Genomic DNA, 14,558 nt, shown 5'->3' with positions numbered 1-14,558 from the left:
CCCTCAGTTCAGATCGGTCTGGCCGGCGCGGGTCAGTTTGTATTGGATGACGGTGATGATGACGAGAATGATCAACAGGGCCACGGACAGGGCCGAGGCATAACCGAAGTCGTACTCGCCGAAGGCCTTCTGATAGATGTACATCTGCAGCACGTTCGATGCGTCGGCCGGTCCGCCGGTCGTGGAAACCGCGACGGTGTCGAACACCTGGAACGATCCAATGATCGTCATGATCAGGACCAGGGCGAGGATGGGCCGCAGTAGAGGCATGGTGATGCGGAAGAACATCGACACCTCGGAGGCGCCGTCCGTTCGTCCGGCCTCGTAGAGGTTCTCGGGGATTCCCTGTAAGCCTGCGAAGATCAGCAATGCTGTGTAACCCATGTTTCGCCAGACATTGACTAACGCGATCGTCGGGATGACCCACTTTGGATCACTCCAGAAGCCGATGGCCTCCCCGCCCAGCTTGACGATGAGCTGGTTCACGATGCCGAACTGGATGTCGAGCATCCACAAGAAGGTCAGCGCCGTGACGACGTTTGACACAAGGTACGGGCTGAGGATGAGTGACCGGACCACTGTCGACGTCGTCAATCTGTGCATGAGAGCGGCGATGAGGACGGCGAGGATCGTCTGGACACCGATGTTGATGGCGACGTACTCGACGGTCACTTTCAGGGAATTCCAGAACCTGTCGTCTGCGATGAGGGCTCGGTAGTTGTCCAGGCCCGTCCATCGAGGCGGGGTGAGGACGTCATAGCTCGTGAAGCTGTAGTAGATGCCGGTCACGAGGGGCCAGATGAGGAACGCGATCAGGCCGATGCTGGCCGGGGCGATGAAACACAGTGCCAGGCTCAAGTCTGAGCCGTGTGCTGGACGTGATCGCCTCATCGTTGAGGCAGAGATGGACATGTGATCTTCCTTCTGTGATCTGTTGTCGTCAGTTCTTCGACATGCCGGAGATCTCGATAAGCAGTGCATGCTCGGAATTGAGTCCTGGAGCCTGGATGCCGACAGCCTCCAATGAAGCGCCGGTGAGGTCGACCCCGTCGAACCATGACGCATCGACCATTCCCTTGACCGGATGGCCCACCTGGACTGGTCGGACGTGATACGTCATCTCGGGGTCGAGTCCTGGGAAGCGGATGTTGCCGCGTGGGGACATGGGCGAGCGGTACCTGGCAACCAGGCTGAACAGAGCGTGGTGACGATCTTGAGAGACGACTCCGTGCAGCCACAGGGACTCGTCCGCGCGGTCGGCCCTGACGACCGTCCCGGTGTTGAGGAACTGACGGTTCTCCTTGTAGAAGTCGATCCATTCCTTGAGCTCAGCCAGCTCGTCGTCATCGATGGAAGTGATGTCCCACTCGATGCCAAGGTGTCCAAAGATGGCGGTCGCCGCACGGAAGGACAGGTCATGGGTACGACCGGAGCTGTGGGAGGTGGCCGAGGCGATGTGGCTTCCCAGGAACTCCGGAGGGAGGAGTTGCTTGGCCCAGCGCAGCATCACCTGGCGTTCCAGCGGATCGATGCAGTCGGACACCCAGATCCGAGAGCAGCGGCGTATCAGTTCGAGGTCGACGCGAGAACCACCTGACGAGCATGACTCGATCTCCAGACCGGGGTGTTCGGCCAACAAAGTCTCGATGAGTCGGTAAGTCGCCAGTGTCTGTTCGTGCACGGCGGGTACACCGGTCGCGCGGGTGCCCGACTCGAGAAGGTTTCGGTTGTGGTCCCACTTGATGTAGTCGAGCCCGTACTCCTCAATGATTGCCGCAATACTGTCGTGGATGTACTGCCACGCCTCTGGGATGGTGAGGTTGAGTACTTGCTGGTGGCGCCATTGGCGGGGGAGACGCTGCCCAGGAGCCATCAGCCAGTCCGGATGGTTGCGAGCCAAGTCGGAATCCTCGTTGACCATTTCGGGTTCAAACCACAGCCCGAACTGCATGCCGAGGGACTTCACGTGAGTGACCAGGGGATGGAGGCCTTCGGGCCACACGTCGGGAGAGACGGTCCAGTCTCCCAAGCCTGAGTAATCGTCACGACGAGAACCGAACCATCCGTCATCAACGACGTATCGCTCGACGCCGACAGCGGCAGCGCGGTCGGCAAGGGTCATGAGCTTGTCGAAGTTCTGGTCGAAGTAGACGGCCTCCCAGACGTTCAAGGAGACCGGGCGATCAGGGGACAGCGGATGAAGATTGTGACGGACGTGGTCGTGGAAGCGTGAGGCGATCCCGTCGAGGCCGACTGCATGGTTGAGGTAGAGGGTGGGCGAGGTGTGGCTCTCGTCGGGATGCAGAACAACCTCGCCCGGCAACAGGATCTCCCCAGCAGCCATCACCTGGAATCCCTGGACGAGCTTCTCGACGTAGTAGCGATTGTTTCCTGACCAAGCCAGATGGGTCGCCCAGATCTCACCATGACGGAATCCGAATCCGGGAGTGCCGACGTGCATGACCCATGCGGTGTCGGGGCCCGTGACGCCGCGGCGCACCTCTCGGCAGTGAGTTCCGTAGCTGACTGGGGTGCGTTGCGGAGTGTGTTCAAGTCCCCAACGTCCAGTGAAGTCAAGAATCTCGCTGGCTTCAAAGGGGACCGGAGCGCAGTGCTGGAGCGAGTTCAGGTGGTAGTCGTCGGGGCCGGTGTTGATGAGGCGGGAGCTGACCGTGACAAGGCCGGAGGACAGCATCGTCAGTGTCGAGGTGAGTGCAATGCCTGCGTCGGGGTCGACCGAGTCAACCTCCAAGGTGCCGGTGGTCGCCTCAGCGAACCCCTCGACCTCACGACCGTCAAGACGGATGGCTGTGGTGTGGAGATGCGGTGAGAAACCACTCCGGGACCCACGATGACCCTCGATTCCGGGCCGACCGAGCCAGCCGTCCCCGGACTGAGGCAGTAGCGCGACGTGGACAGGTTCGTCGATGGAGTTACCGACCTGGGTCTGGATGCACGAGGTCCGCAGGTCCTCGGCGAGGTGCTCGTCAAGGTGGCCGAGGTCACGGCCCCAGTGGGTGATTGATGCCTGCCGGTCATCGACCACGGATACGACGAATGAGACACCGGCAGTGTGCAAGTGAATGGTGGTGCTCTTCATGGCGGCCTCCTGTCATCGAGTGAACAACTTTGTTTCTCTAGAAAGTAAATCGCGTCAACGGTATCCCAGGCATGTGTGCATCGCAACGTGTGACGTTCGAGCTGCGCCTACCCAACCCGACCCTCCCACCGTGGTTGAATGAAACTCAGTCTGCAGCGAGAACCCTTAACGGGGTTGGAGGGAGCGTCATGGCAATTGTCTGCACCGCCGAGGCCACCCGAGCCGCTGAACAGAGGTGGTTCGACACCCACCCCGGACAGGACCTCATGGACGTCGCCGCCCATGCCGTCGCCCACCAGGCCCAGGAATTGCTCCTCGGCGGAGCCGTCAGCGACATGGTGCCGGACTGGGTGGCCACGCAGTGCGTTCTCGTTCTCGTCGGCGGCGGAAACAACGGCGGCGATGGGCTTTTTGCAGCCGCTGCACTGGCCCAGCGTGGTTGGCGGGTCGAGTTGGCCCAGATCATGGGCCAGCCTCACGAGGCTGGTATGGCGGCCGCCCTCGCTGCGGGATGCATCCGAGTCTCGCTCGGGGAGGTCACGAGCCACTCTTACGATCTCGCAATCGATGCAGTTCTCGGTATTGGGGGCCGTCCAGGTATTCCGCAGTCCTTGGAGCGAATCGACGCGTGGCTGCGTGATCGCCGAGTTCCGGTGCTTGCAGTCGATGTGCCTTCTGGGTTGGACGCGAATTCGGGGGAGGTGCAGTCGTGTGTTCATGCCGCTCATACCATGACATTTTCGAGTCTGAAGTGGTGCCACATCGCGCACCCCGCGGCCCGCTGTTGCGGGGAATTGGAGGTTCACGACATCGGTCTCGACCTCGTTGACGACCACGGCGAGACCCTCGAGGGTGTTGACGAGTATTGCGATCTCGCCGAGATGTCGTCACTGTGGCCAGTTCCCGGTATGCACGACGACAAATACTCCCGCGGCGTCGTCGGCGTCGACACCGGATCTGAACGGTTCCCGGGGGCAGCGGTCCTCAGCGTCCTGGGGGCATTGCGCACGGGCCCGGGGATGGTCCGGTTTGCCGGGCCAACCGCCATCATGGCCTTCATCCTCAGCCGAGCCCCCTCGGTCGTCATTGGGGAAGGGCGCGTCCAGGCATGGGTTCTGGGCTCCGGCTGGAGCGCCCACGACAGTAATGCCGATCGGTTCATCCGGCGAGCTGCTGACGGTGTCCCCATGGTCATTGACGCCGACGCCCTGAGTCTGTTACCCGCTGAATTGCCGGAAGGATGCCTGCTCACCCCACATGCCGGTGAGCTGGCCCGGATGCTGCGGATCGAGCGCAGTCAGGTGGAGGCCGACCCGCGGGCGGCAGCCGTCCGTGCGGCTCAGCGCTTCGATACCACGGTCTTGGTGAAGGGGGCGATCCAGTGGGTCGCGCGCCCCGACGGCACCGTTCGCGCCGCTCTGCCGGGCCCGGCATGGACAGCTCAGGCGGGTTCTGGTGATGTGCTTGCTGGAATGTGCGGCACTCTCATGGCAGCGGGTCTGGATGCTGCTGACGCGGCTCTGTGCGCTGCCAGTATGCAGGCTGCCACGGCGATTTCCATGCCCGGTCCCTACGCTCCCGACCAGATTGCCGAGTTGCTGCCCGGGGTCGTCACGACGGTCCTGGGCCGCTGATCGGGCAGGCCCTCTCAGAGGGCGGTGCGAATCCTCGTCGAGCGTCCCGCCAGTCGGATCGCATCCTCATAGTGCCCGACGAGCTCGCCACACAGGTTCTCCCAGGTGCGATTCTCGATCGAGGCGCGGGCGGCCACGCCCATGGCGTGACGCTTGTAATCGTCGCCAACGAGATCGATGACTCGGGAGCGGAAGTCGACCATGTCTCCGGGCTCGTACAACCATCCGGTGCGCGACGGGTCGATGAGATCGATCGGCCCGCCCTTGCGGGGGCTGATGACCGGGACGCCACAGGCCTTGGCCTCCTGGACGGCCTGGCAGAAGGTTTCGAGTTCGCCGGTGGAGCAGAAGACATCCATACTGGCGACCGCGCGGGGGAGTTCCTGCCCGCCCAGACCCCCGGTGAAGATGGCATTGGGGAGCTGTTTCTCCAACTCGGATCGAGCCGGTCCATTTCCGACGATGACGAGCCTGGTGTTGGGGATGTCTGCAAGGTTGGCCATGTCGGCGACGCGCTTCTCGGCGGCGAGCCGTCCCATGTATCCGACGACGACCTCGCCGTGGGGAGCCCATTCGTCGTGGAGTTCCTGGGAGCGCTTCGACGGGTTGAAACGGACCTTGTCGACGCCACGGCCCCAGATGCCGACTCGCGGCACTCTGTGGTTGACGAGCTGATCGCGGGAGAAGGTGGACGGCGCATAGGTCGCGACTGCCAGAGAATGGATCTGACGGACGCGGTACCAGCCGTAGAACTCCAACTTGCCGAGACCGTAGCGGCCGGCGTAGGAGGGGATGTCAGTCTGGTAGATCGCCACCACGGGGACGCCGAGGGATGCGGCTGCCAGTGCGCCTTTGTACCCGATCATGAAGGGTCCGGCCAGGTGAACGACATCAGGCTTGAACTCAGCGAGGTAACGTTCCATGGTCCACTGGGGGCTGGTGGAGACGCGGACGTCCTGGTAGCCCGGCCAGTGCAGGGAGGCCAACGGGATGACGGGGAATCCGGCGTACTCGCGGGGGGTCTGGGCATCGCCGGGTGCCAGCACGAGGGCCTCGTGGCCGTTGTCGCGCAGGTGCTCCAGCACTCGCAGGACCGAGTTCGTCACTCCATTGACCTGAGGAAGGAATGACTCCGTGATGATCGCAACACGCACGTGTCCATGGTAACCGGGGTGTGTGACGAGTCAGCAGGGTCGCGTTGTCGAGGTGGTGAACGTGAGGTGACGCCGTGGGCGGCCCGATTTTCGTCACCGTGGTGATCTCGGGTAGGGTGAACACGTTGGCAACGGCCCGACTTGCTCGGGTCCATGATGCGTTTCAGTTGCTCGATGTGCCCTCGGGGCATGACGGAGCCACCGGCTCCGGGATTGATTCACTGCATTCACCTGCACAGCAGCTATTCGCCCGGCCATCGAGACAGACAAACAATCCAGGATTCCATCACCGAGACCCGCTGGGTCTGGTGCGTCGTGGCCAGATTCCGCGACCCCGTGCAGTGACGCCGCGCCCTCATGCGCGGTGGCGTGGGCCGCCTGCGTCAAGGATTCCGCCCATCGTGAGGGATGACCCATTGAGCAACAAGAAACACAACCCGAAGTCCTTCAAGGCCGACGGCACCCCGAAGCGTCGCTGGACGGCCGCCGAGCGTGCTGCTCGCGGCCACAAGCCTCGCACCAGGGGAGGGGTCCGCAACGGCCACACCGATTCCCGTGGCCGCAACTTCGAGCCGTGGACTCCCTGGGAGGACGCGCGTCGCGATGACGGTGGTGCTGGCAAGGACCGTCGCTACTCACAGGATCGAAGCGGTCGTGGTGAGTGGTCCGACCGTCGTGACGACCGCCGCCGGGATGACCGATGGGGTCGTCGCGATGGACGCCGTGACGACCGTCGCTGGTCCGATGACAGCCAGTTCCGGTCCCGCAAGTCGCGTCGCCCCAACAACCACGCCAACCATGACTGGGATCGTGACGATCGGCGCGGGTCGAAGTGGGATCGTGACGACTGGCGCGATGACCGTCGCGGTCAGCGTCGCAATGACCGTTGGGATCGTCGTGGTGGCGGTCGTGATTTCGATCGCCACGGGTCCCGTGACTGGCGCGATCATCGCGGCTGGGATCGCCGTGACGACCGTGCGGATCGCGGAAACCGTGACGACCGTGACCGTCGGGGCTTCCAGGAGAACCACGACGTCCGTGAGGACCGTCGCCGCGATGACCGCAACGACTGGCACGCCGATCACGACGACGCCGACAACATGGACTGGAAGGCCACTGAGCTGACCGACCTGGACGTCTCCGGCGTCGACCACGAGGGTGGGTTCTCGGCCCTCGGTGTTCCCGATGAGATCGTCGCCGCCCTGGCGGCCACCGGCATCACCGAGCCCTTCCGCATCCAGATCGCCGCCATCCCGGACGCCATTGCCGGTCGTGACGTGCTGGGTCGTGCATCGACGGGTTCGGGCAAGACCCTGGCATTCGGTGTTCCGCTGTTGTCGCGTCTGTCGGCCGAGCCGCGCGAGGACAAGCGTCCCCGTGCCCTCATCCTCTCGCCCACCCGCGAGCTGGCCATGCAGATCGCCGACGTGTTGTCGCCGTTGGCCTCGTCAATGGGCCTGTCGACCATCCTCATCGCCGGTGGGATGAGCTACGGTCCGCAGACCAAGGCTTTCAAGAAGGGTGTTGACCTCGTCGTCGCCACCCCGGGACGCCTCGTCGATCTGCTGGAGACCGGTGACGCCGACCTGTCCGGCGTCACGGTGACCGTCCTCGACGAGGCCGATCACATGGCCGAGCTGGGTTTCATGGAGGCCGTTGGGTCGATCCTCGACGCCGTCCCCGCACAGGGTCAGCGTCTGCTCTTCTCGGCAACCCTCGACGGTGCCGTCAACAAGCTTGTCAAGCGCTACATGCACGACCCGGTCACCCACGAGATCGACTCCGGCAAGGGATCGGTCTCGACGATGACCCACCACGCCTTCCAGATCAAGCCACACCAGAAGGTCGGGCTGATGTGTGAGATCGCCAACCGCAGCGGTCACACCATCGTCTTCGCCCGTACTCAGCGTGGCGCCTCTCGGATGGCTGAACAGATGCGTGAAGCCGGAGTCATGGCCGGTGCCCTGCACGGTGGGCTCACCCAGGGTGCCCGCGCCCGCGTGCTGACGGCCTTCAAGGACGGCTCCTTGCCGGTTCTGGTTGCCACTGACGTCGCGGCCCGAGGGATCGACGTTGACGACGTCACCCTGGTGCTGCAGGTTGACCCGCCGATGAACTCCAAGGACTACCTGCACCGTTCCGGCCGTACCGCTCGCGCCGGGCACGACGGGGCCGTGGTCTCGCTCGTCCTGCCGCACCAGCGCCGCAGCATGTCGCGTCTCTACCGTCAGGCCGGGGTCAAGCCGGTCGAGGCCCAGGTCATGATTGGTGACGAGCATGTCGCCGAGGTCGCTGGTTGCAGCCCGACCCTGGGCGCACCGATCGACGAGAAGGACTACGAGGCCCTCGTCGCTCCCAAGCAGCAGCGCGGCAAGAAGTCTCGTGACGGCAAGCCTGGCCGCGGCAAGGGCCGACGTAATCGTGGTGGTCGCGGTTACGACCGGGATCGTCGTGGTGGGCACGGTCATGATCGTGGACGCGATTTCCGTGGTCACAACTCCCGTGGTCATGACGGACATCGTCACGACATCGAGGCCAGGTATGGCCGCTCCAGCAACGACACCTGGTGATCCGACTCGTGGCGAGGCGAGGCCGGGTCACCGCGCGGGCAACGGATGGTTCGGGCATGTCGACAGCACCCGAACCATCGCGTTGCGTTCCGCCGAGGTGACCCAGAGGTGGTACTTCTTCTTCACCGCGATCTGACGTGACACGTAGTCACAGCGGTAGGACTTGTTCGGCGGAAGCCAGGTCGCGGCATCCCCGGCCCCCTTTTGCTGGTTGGCCCGTCCTTCGACGGCCAGCAAGTTGAGGGGATCGTTCGCCAACGCCTGGCGTCGGTCCATCGGCAGCTGCTGGGCCCCGGTGACCCAGGCGTTTCCCATCGCGACGACATGGTCGATCTGGACGATGGCCGATGTCTCGCGCCCGCGTTTCCACGTGATCGTCCGGCCTGTGTAGGGATCGTGCAATTCCCCGGACACCACGCGACACCGGCTGTCGGACTTCAACGTCGCCCCGACGAGGTCGCGAGCCAGAGCGTCGTCACGGGTGCCACAACCGTTGTGTCCCCATGGGCTCGTCAGGACGGGGTCGGAGTTGTCGCTCCAGGCCTCGCCGAACTGTTCGCGGGAGTAGCCGGTCATGGGCGCCCGTCCCTTGACGGGAAGCTGTCCCAGGACTTCAGCTGCCTGTCCGTAGGCCGTCGATCCCTCATGTGGGACGGCCCGGCGGTAGACGCCGACCAGGGCCAATGATGCGGCGATGAGCAGCACCAGCCACGTCCACCGTCGACGTGTCCTCGTTGCCATGTCATCATCCTCACACTCTCGGCAATCTCCGTACTCTCACTGGAGAGACGAGGCCTGACGCTACTCCCGACCACTGACTCAGCAGAAGGGTTGGGGCGAACACGTCTGCCACACCTGGACAGCGGCGTCGCGATGACGAGGACCTGACAGGATTCGGGGACTATCCTGAACCCTTGTGGATGAACAGACGAGACCGCAGGACGTGACCCCGGAACTCGCGGTCGCAACCCACGAGGAAACCGCTGACCTGGCGCGCGCCTTCGACCTTGGCGAGACGACCGTGTCCACCTGGTTGACCCAGGGCATCGCAATCACGGCCCGCCGCGGTGCCACGACCGTCGGTCTGGCTCATCTCCTCGACGAGGGTGGTCATGCCGAGGTCGCCGATCTCGTCGTCAACCCCGACGACGTCGCCACCACCGCAGCCCTCATCCAGGGGGCCGAGCAGATCGCCACCGACCTGGGGTCGCGCATCCTCGTCGTCTCCTGCCTGCAGTCCGCACCCAGCACCGCCTACCAGTGTGACGGTGACGACTGGGTGCGTGTGTTGCCGACCCGGGTCGTCATCCCCACCACCGAAGCCATGCACTCCTTCGGAGCCGCCCTGGCCACCGAGCTTTGCGCAGGTGACATCGTGCTGGCTTCGGGAGACCTCGGGGCCGGCAAGACCACCCTGGCCCAGGGAATCGGCCTGGGCCTGGGAGTCGAGGGTCCGGTGATCTCCCCGACCTTCGTACTGGCCCGACGCCATGCCGGGGCCGAGGGTCGCCCGGGGCTCGTCCACGTCGACGCCTATCGACTCGGATCGGCTGCGGAACTGGTCGACCTGGACCTTGACGAGACCATGGACCAGGCCGTCACCTTGATCGAGTGGGGAGCCGGTATCGCCGAGGACCTCGGTGGCTCCCACCTGGACATCGACATTCGTCGCAGCGGGGATCCTGCCGACGAGACCCGCGTGGTCTATCTGGAAGGTTTCGGCCCGCGCTGGCAGGACGTCGACCTGTCGCCGCTGTCCGAACTGCCCCTTCACACCAGCTCTGACGAGACCGGAGGCAACAACTGATGAACACGATCGTTCTGGGAATCGACACCTCGACGGCCGTCAGCGTCGGTCTGGCACGCGGCTCCGAGGTGCTCGTCAGCCTGCACCACGATGACCCTCGTGCCCATGCCGAGCAGCTCATGCCGCTCATCCGTCAGGCCTGTGAGAAAACCGGGATTGCATTGGTCGACATCGGTGACGTGGCGATCGGGGTCGGCCCTGGCCCCTACACCGGACTACGCGTCGGCGTGGCCACCGGACGGGTGCTCGCCCATCTGGCCGACCTCACCCCGCACCCGGTCTGTTCCCTCGACATCCTGGCCCGCCAGTGGGTCGACCACGGTATCGACGGGGAGTTCGTGGTGTGCACCGACGCCCGTCGGCACGAGCTGTACTGGGCTCGCTACGACGCCTCCGGAAACCGTCTCGACGGCCCCAACGTCACCCGCCCCGAGGAGCTGCCAGAGGGCCTTCCGGTAGGCGGCCCGGGATGCCCGGTTCGCGGCTTGACCCCCGTCCCCGGATCCCCGGAGCGCCTGGACGCCGGGGTGCTCGCCGCGTCCTGGCAGACCATGCCCGACGTCGGTCTGGAACCGCTCTACCTGCGCGACCCTGACGCCACCGTCCCGACGACCCGCAAGGCCACCCTGACCCCGACCCGACTCACCTTGCCCGGTATCAAGCGATGACCAGAACCGCCAGCCTGGCCGATCTCGACGCCGTCATGGCCGTCGAGCAGGCCAGCTTCGACCCGTCCCAGCAGTGGTCACGGACCTCCTGGGCCGAGGAGATTTCGCCGGTCGACCACCGCCTCACACTCATCGCCGGGGATGACGAGGTCACTGCCGTCGCCACCTTCCACGGTTTTGACGTCGCCGACCTCGATCGGATCATGGTCACGCCCGCGGCACGAGGGCAAGGACTGGCCATTGACCTGCTTTCCCGTGGCATCGACTGGGCACTCTCCCGGAAATGCCGCACGATGATGCTTGAGGTGCGCCGCGGTAACGACCCGGCCATCTCCCTGTACCGACGCTTCGGGTTCGAGACGATTTCCCAGCGTCCCAACTACTACGGAGGCGGGGTTGACGCGCTCGTCATGTCCACCGACCTGCCCGCGACCACAACCGAGGAGAACCATGTCTGAACCGCTCATCCTGGGCATCGAGTCGTCCTGCGACGAGACCGGAGTCGGCATCGTCCGTGGCAACGATCTGCTCGCCAACGAGGTCGCCTCCTCGATGGAACAGCACGTGCGTTTCGGCGGGGTGGTCCCCGAGGTGGCCTCGCGCGCCCACCTGGAGGCGATCGTCCCGGTGCTGGAGAAGGCCACCGCCACCGCGGGGGTGGACCTCCTCGAGCTCGACGGCGTTGCTGTGACGGCCGGTCCCGGTCTGGCTGGTGCGCTCGTCGTTGGTCTGTCAGCCGCCAAGGCGCTGGCGAGCTGGCTCAACACACCGCTCTATGGCGTCAACCATCTGGCCGGGCACGTCGCCGTCGACCTGCTGGAGCACGGGGAACTGCCGATGCCCTGTGGTGCCCTGTTGGTCTCGGGAGGTCACACCAGCCTGCTGCGGGTCAATGGCATCGCGACCGATATCGTCGAGGTCGGTTCGACGATCGATGACGCCGCTGGCGAGGCCTACGACAAGGTCGCGCGAGTGCTCGGCCTGCCCTACCCGGGAGGCCCGGTCATCGACAACGCCGCTGCCGAGGGAGACCCCGAGGCCATCCGCTTCCCGCGTGGACTGACGGCTCGTCACGACATGGTCAAGCACCGCTTCGACTACTCCTTCTCCGGGCTCAAGACGGCGGTGAGCCGGTGGGTCGAGACCCAGCAGCGTGACGGGGTCGAGTTCCGGGTCGAAGATGTGGCTGCCAGCTTCCAGGAGGCCGTTGCCGACGTGCTGACCGCCAAGGCCGTCGACATGTGCCAGGAGTACGGCCTCAAGCACTTCCTCATCGGCGGCGGAGTGGCGGCCAACTCGCGGCTGCGCACCCTGCTCGCCGAGCGGCTGGAGGCCGCTGGGGTCGAGTTGCGACGCCCACGTCCGGGACTGTGCACCGACAATGGGGCGATGATCGCTGCTCTCGGTGTGCAGGTCGTCAAGGCTGGTCTGCCGCCGTCATCGATGGACATCTCCGCTGATTCCGGGCTGCCCATTGAGAAGGTGCTCGTCTGAGGTGGTCAACGTCGGCAGTCTTGTGGGGTGTGAACGTACAACGGCTTGAAACCTGCTGGTCAGACCCCGCTCGCAGGTTGTCCCGCTGTGCCATGGTGTGGGGCATCAGTATTCGACAGAAATGGATGAGGAATGAGTGAACCCTTCGTTCTCGATGCCAGTTTCAGCGCCTTTCGCGCCAAGTCCTTCGCCAATGACGCCACCGGGCGACTGGTTCAGAATGCGGTGACCGGCACCGGGGCCGACACCGTCAGCCTGGATCGCACCGTGACCAACAGCATCGACGAGACGACCTCCGAGCGGTTGGACTCCTGGGGAGTGACCGATCAGAAGCGTTCCGGACGGTGCTGGGAATTCGCAGGGCTCAACGTCCTGCGGGCCAAGGTCATCAGCGAGCTCAAGGTCGACAACCTCGAGTTCTCGCAGAATTACATCGCCTTCTTCGACAAGCTCGAGAAGGCCAACCACACCCTTGCTCGCGCCATCGCCACCGCATCGCGTGATGCTGACGAGGAAGAGGTGCGCGCCCTCATGGACTATCCGGCCGAGGACGGCGGATGGTGGATGGAGTTCACTGATCTTGTCGCCAAGTACGGTGTGGTGCCCTCCTGGGTCATGCCCGACACCGAGTCGGCCGGTAACACCGTGCAGATGAACCGTGCCCTGTCGACGGTGCTGCGCCGAGCCATTGGAAGGATCCGTGACGCCGCGACCAGTTCCGACGTGGCCGAGGGGGCCTCCCAGATGGAGGCAGCCCGAAGCGAGGCCCTGAACGCGGTGTGGCGGATCCTCGCGATCCACCTGGGTACCCCGCCCGCCAGCTTCACCTGGCAGTATCGCGACAAGGACAAGAACTTCCACCGTAAGGGCGCCTACACGCCGCTGGAGTTCGCCCACGAGATCGTGCCGCAGGCGTTCGAACCGTGGGTCAGCCTCGGCCATGACCCGCGTGAGGAACACCCCGTCGGTCGCACCTACGTCCACGAGCACACCCCGTACATGGAGGGTGGCACTCCCTACTGGCACCTGTCGGTGGAGCTGGACGTCATGAAGAAGGCCGTCATCGACTCCATCGCCGCCGGAGAGCCTGTCTGGTTCGCCTGCGACGTCAAGAAGCAGTTCGACAAGGACCTGGGCGTCTGGGATGCGAAGCTGCATGACTATGAGGCCCTCTACAGCATCGACATGGAGATGTCCAAGGCCGAGCGGTTGCGCTTGCGCGAGTCGGGTGGAACCCACGCCATGACCATTGTCGGTGTGGACCTCGTTGACGGTGTTCCGGTGCGCTGGCGGGTTGAGAACTCCTGGGGCGATGAGGTGGGCCGCAAAGGGTTCTTCACGATGAACGACTCGTGGTTCGACGAGTACGTCTACAACGTCATCGTGCCTCGCTCCCGGGTGTCCGAGGATGTCGCCAAGGCGTGTGACCAGGAGCCGATCGTCCTGCCGCAGTACGACATGATGTGAGTCCCCTCACGACACGAGCTGCCCGTCCGTGTCCCTGCGGGCGGGCAGCTCGTGGTCGTGCGTGCACAATCCGTTGAGCCAGGGAGCCTCTGCCAGCTGTCGTGGCTGCCAGTCGCTCGGCAGCCGTCTTCGTCGCCCTGAGAGGATGTCCCCCATGATGACCCCGATACTCACCACCCTTGGTTTCGTCATGCACCCTGACGGAGAGCGCGTCCTCATGGTGCATCGCATCGCACGCCCTGGCGACGAGCAGCTCGGCAAGTACAACGGGCTGGGAGGCAAGGTGGAACCGGGGGAGGATGTCGTCGTTGGCATGAAGCGCGAATTGCGCGAGGAGGCCGCGATCGAGGTTGACGCCATGCGCCTACGTGGCACCGTGTCGTGGCCGGGGTTCGGGCGTCACGGAGAGGACCATTTCGGTGTCATCTTCGTCGTCGATGCCTGGCATCCCATTGCCGACGCCATCCCTGACGAGAATGAGGAAGGACCCCTGGCCTGGGAGCGCGTCGACTCCCTCGACGACCTACCGATGTGGGAAGGAGACCGCCACTTCCTGCCGTTGGTCTTCGATCCTGAGGTCACGCAGTTTCACGGTTGCCTGCCGTACTCCGACGGTCGTCCCACGGGGTGGTCCTACTCGACCCTGTGATGACGCCGCCATGGC

Annotated in this window: 12 protein-coding genes; 8 read left to right on the top strand and 4 right to left on the bottom strand. The window is 64.5% G+C overall.

Going from position 1 to position 14,558, the window contains the following annotated elements; genetic code table 11:
• Nucleotides 1-3: 3 nt before the first annotated feature.
• Nucleotides 4-912 (bottom strand): carbohydrate ABC transporter permease, encoded by a 909-nt coding sequence (locus tag ACSJJT_RS08315; RefSeq protein WP_435917856.1) that lies wholly within the window; start codon nt 910-912, stop codon nt 4-6.
• A gap of 28 nt (nt 913-940) precedes the next feature.
• Entirely contained in the window at nt 941-3,100 is a 2,160-nt protein-coding gene (locus tag ACSJJT_RS08310) for an alpha-galactosidase (RefSeq protein ID WP_435917855.1), read from the bottom strand.
• A 188-nt stretch (nt 3,101-3,288) separates the two neighbouring features.
• On the opposite strand from ACSJJT_RS08310, the gene ACSJJT_RS08305 reads away from it, so the two are divergent.
• Nucleotides 3,289-4,734 carry an NAD(P)H-hydrate epimerase gene (locus tag ACSJJT_RS08305; protein WP_435917854.1) on the top strand — a complete coding sequence of 482 codons (1,446 nt, stop codon included), beginning with the start codon at nt 3,289-3,291 and terminating at the stop codon, nt 4,732-4,734.
• 14 nt (nt 4,735-4,748) lie between these two features.
• Here ACSJJT_RS08305 and ACSJJT_RS08300 read toward each other — a convergent pair whose 3' ends face one another.
• Nucleotides 4,749-5,888: a glycosyltransferase family 4 protein gene (locus ACSJJT_RS08300; protein ID WP_435917853.1), complete on the bottom strand. Its 1,140-nt coding sequence runs from the start codon at nt 5,886-5,888 to the stop codon at nt 4,749-4,751.
• A 1,100-nt stretch (nt 5,889-6,988) separates the two neighbouring features.
• Here ACSJJT_RS08300 and ACSJJT_RS08295 point away from each other — a divergent pair.
• Nucleotides 6,989-8,458 (top strand): DEAD/DEAH box helicase, encoded by a 1,470-nt coding sequence (locus tag ACSJJT_RS08295; protein WP_435917973.1) that lies wholly within the window; start codon nt 6,989-6,991, stop codon nt 8,456-8,458.
• A 27-nt stretch (nt 8,459-8,485) separates the two neighbouring features.
• Here ACSJJT_RS08295 and ACSJJT_RS08290 read toward each other — a convergent pair whose 3' ends face one another.
• Nucleotides 8,486-9,166 (bottom strand): HNH endonuclease family protein, encoded by a 681-nt coding sequence (locus ACSJJT_RS08290; RefSeq protein WP_435917972.1) that lies wholly within the window; start codon nt 9,164-9,166, stop codon nt 8,486-8,488.
• 208 nt (nt 9,167-9,374) lie between these two features.
• Here ACSJJT_RS08290 and tsaE point away from each other — a divergent pair, with 208 nt between their 5' ends.
• From tsaE to ACSJJT_RS08260, 6 genes are all read left to right on the top strand, one after another.
• On the top strand, nt 9,375-10,265 hold the full coding sequence (gene tsaE / locus ACSJJT_RS08285) for a tRNA (adenosine(37)-N6)-threonylcarbamoyltransferase complex ATPase subunit type 1 TsaE (RefSeq protein ID WP_435917852.1): 891 nt from the start codon (nt 9,375-9,377) through the stop codon (nt 10,263-10,265).
• Nucleotides 10,265-10,933: a tRNA (adenosine(37)-N6)-threonylcarbamoyltransferase complex dimerization subunit type 1 TsaB gene (tsaB, locus tag ACSJJT_RS08280; RefSeq protein ID WP_435917851.1), complete on the top strand. Its 669-nt coding sequence runs from the start codon at nt 10,265-10,267 to the stop codon at nt 10,931-10,933. The genes tsaE and tsaB overlap by 1 nt, the downstream gene beginning before the upstream one ends.
• Nucleotides 10,930-11,391: a GNAT family N-acetyltransferase gene (locus ACSJJT_RS08275; protein WP_435917850.1), complete on the top strand. Its 462-nt coding sequence runs from the start codon at nt 10,930-10,932 to the stop codon at nt 11,389-11,391. Before tsaB ends, ACSJJT_RS08275 begins: the two co-directional genes overlap by 4 nt.
• Nucleotides 11,384-12,427, top strand: coding sequence for a tRNA (adenosine(37)-N6)-threonylcarbamoyltransferase complex transferase subunit TsaD (gene tsaD, locus ACSJJT_RS08270; RefSeq protein WP_435917849.1), 1,044 nt, complete (start codon nt 11,384-11,386; stop codon nt 12,425-12,427). Before ACSJJT_RS08275 ends, tsaD begins: the two co-directional genes overlap by 8 nt.
• A gap of 132 nt (nt 12,428-12,559) precedes the next feature.
• On the top strand, nt 12,560-13,894 hold the full coding sequence (locus tag ACSJJT_RS08265) for a C1 family peptidase (protein ID WP_435917848.1): 1,335 nt from the start codon (nt 12,560-12,562) through the stop codon (nt 13,892-13,894).
• A gap of 154 nt (nt 13,895-14,048) precedes the next feature.
• Nucleotides 14,049-14,543, top strand: a complete 495-nt coding sequence (locus tag ACSJJT_RS08260) for an NUDIX hydrolase (protein WP_435917847.1) — start codon at nt 14,049-14,051, stop codon at nt 14,541-14,543.
• Nucleotides 14,544-14,558: the final 15 nt, after the last annotated feature.

The sequence above is a fragment of the Cutibacterium nasicola genome (assembly GCF_051303185.1).
Classification (GTDB): domain Bacteria; phylum Actinomycetota; class Actinomycetes; order Propionibacteriales; family Propionibacteriaceae; genus Cutibacterium.
Note: the sequence above shows the minus strand (reverse complement) of the source record. Positions and strands in the feature narration are given on the sequence as shown.

Excerpts from the sequence above, each read along its gene's own strand:
- ACSJJT_RS08315 (WP_435917856.1), bottom strand. The coding sequence starts at position 912 with ATGTCCATCTCTGCCTCAACGATGAGGCGATCACGTCCAGCACACGGC.
- ACSJJT_RS08310 (WP_435917855.1), bottom strand. The coding sequence starts at position 3,100 with ATGAAGAGCACCACCATTCACTTGCACACTGCCGGTGTCTCATTCGTC.
- ACSJJT_RS08305 (WP_435917854.1), top strand. The coding sequence starts at position 3,289 with ATGGCAATTGTCTGCACCGCCGAGGCCACCCGAGCCGCTGAACAGAGG.
- ACSJJT_RS08295 (WP_435917973.1), top strand. The coding sequence starts at position 6,989 with ATGGACTGGAAGGCCACTGAGCTGACCGACCTGGACGTCTCCGGCGTC.
- tsaB (WP_435917851.1), top strand. The coding sequence starts at position 10,265 with ATGAACACGATCGTTCTGGGAATCGACACCTCGACGGCCGTCAGCGTC.
- ACSJJT_RS08275 (WP_435917850.1), top strand. The coding sequence starts at position 10,930 with ATGACCAGAACCGCCAGCCTGGCCGATCTCGACGCCGTCATGGCCGTC.
- tsaD (WP_435917849.1), top strand. The coding sequence starts at position 11,384 with ATGTCTGAACCGCTCATCCTGGGCATCGAGTCGTCCTGCGACGAGACC.
- ACSJJT_RS08265 (WP_435917848.1), top strand. The coding sequence starts at position 12,560 with ATGAGTGAACCCTTCGTTCTCGATGCCAGTTTCAGCGCCTTTCGCGCC.
- ACSJJT_RS08260 (WP_435917847.1), top strand. The coding sequence starts at position 14,049 with ATGATGACCCCGATACTCACCACCCTTGGTTTCGTCATGCACCCTGAC.